A 1,700-nucleotide genomic window follows, 5' to 3' on the forward strand; every position below is an offset into this window, starting at 1 on the left:
TGGCGGCGATCGCGGCCTTCAGCGCGTCGGCGTTCAGCGCATTGCGCGGCGCGTAGCCGCCCTGATTCCCGCGCACGTTCATTGCCAGAATTTCCACCATGCACGCTTGCCCGCCGCGCCGGCGGCGGCCGGTGCGGCCGGCGTGTTGGTGTCGGCCTCGGCGCGCGCATCCATCTTCGCGAGCAGCCTCGGGATCGAATCGTCGTCGAACAGGATCGGATCCGGCGAATGCGGATTCACTTCGAGCAGGCGATCGTAGAACCGGACGGCCTCGGGCTTGTTGCCCGCGGCACGCATGTAATCGCCCGTCATCGACAGCACCTTCGGCGAATCGGAGGCCTCGACCTGCTCGCGCAAGCTGGCCCACAGGGCCCGCGCCTGCTCGTCGTACGGGCCCGCCAGATAGAACGCGCACTGCACCCGGGCGTGCAGCGCATCGGTCGACAGCCGCGCGTCGTCCTCGTCGTTCCCGCGCTGCCACTCGATCAGGCGCTGCAGCCAGATCAGCTTTTCGGAATGGCGGCCGAGCTGATCCAGCGCACGCAGCATCTCGCCGCACTGCTCGTTGACGTCGTGGCGGCTATAACCGAATTCGTTCGCGAAATGCCAGAGCTGTTCGCCGGCCGCGACGGTGGCCTCGTGATCGCCCTGCGCGATCCGGCAATTCAGGATACCGTGGTAATGCTCGGCGAACGGGCTGACGGCGATGCCGCGCTGGTGCAGGTCGATCGCCTCGTCGTAGCGCTGCTCGTCGAAGCGGTAGATGATCGCGAGGTTGTTGCAGAGCATCGAATACAGGTGCGCGCCCGCATCGCCCGGATGGCCGCGCCCGGTTTCGGCGAACCGCTCCATCTGCATGCGGCCGTGTTCGTAGATGCGCGCCTTCAGGCTGCGCAGTTTCCGGAACCCGACGCGCGAACCGTCCTCGCCGGGCAGCCGTTCGATCTCTTCGTACCACGGATCGTTGTCGTCGAGCGTGCAGCCGAGCGCGTAGCAATCGTAGCCGCCGTCGGGCGCGGGCGGCGGCAACGCCATCGCGCGTTCCACGCCGAGCGAACGCCGCCGCGCATTGAGCTGCGCATAGGCGCTGCGCCGGTCGTTGAGCCCGCCCTGCTCGATCGCCGACAGCAGGCGCGCCGCCTCGGTGGTGGCGTCGATGCGGCCGAATTCGCCGGCCAGCGGCGACGCGATCCGCACGAACCATGGATGCCCCGGCGCGCGCTGTTCGAGCACCGCGCACGCGGCGTCGAACACGGCTTCGCGCAACGCATCACCCTCGAGCTTGCCGGCCGCCGCGAACAGTTGCGCGTGCAACGGCGAGCGCGTGACGATCTCGCCGTCCTGGCCGCGGCCGCACTCGATGAAATGCTCGAGCGTGGAGGTCAGGTTGCAGGCGCGCAGCGCGGCGAGCGGCCACCAGATCAGCGTGTCGGCCGGGTCGGCGAGCCGCTCGTGGATGATGCGCAGCGCGCCGGCCTGCGACGAGGTTTCCTGATCGTAGAGATGCAGGAACGCGCGCCGCCCCGCGGCCTCGTGACGCCCGGCCTGCATCAGCCAGGGCAGCTCGAATTCGACGAAATCGTCGCTGTTGCCGTCGCCGAGCGCGAAGCGCGCCGCCTCGCAGCGCGCCAGCGCGGTGTCCAGATCGCCCAGCGCACGGGCCTCGCGCGCCGACAGCCGCGCCAGCCGCACCTCGGCCT

Annotated in this window: 1 pseudogene; it reads right to left on the bottom strand. The window is 69.6% G+C overall.

The features are described 5' to 3' along the window. Window positions 1-78: 78 nt before the first annotated feature. A pseudogene (locus G3N92_RS33460) lies at window positions 79-1,700 on the bottom strand (tetratricopeptide repeat protein); the annotation flags it as partial.

This window comes from Burkholderia sp. Ac-20379 (assembly GCF_017104645.1).
Taxonomy (GTDB): Bacteria; Pseudomonadota; Gammaproteobacteria; order Burkholderiales; family Burkholderiaceae; genus Burkholderia.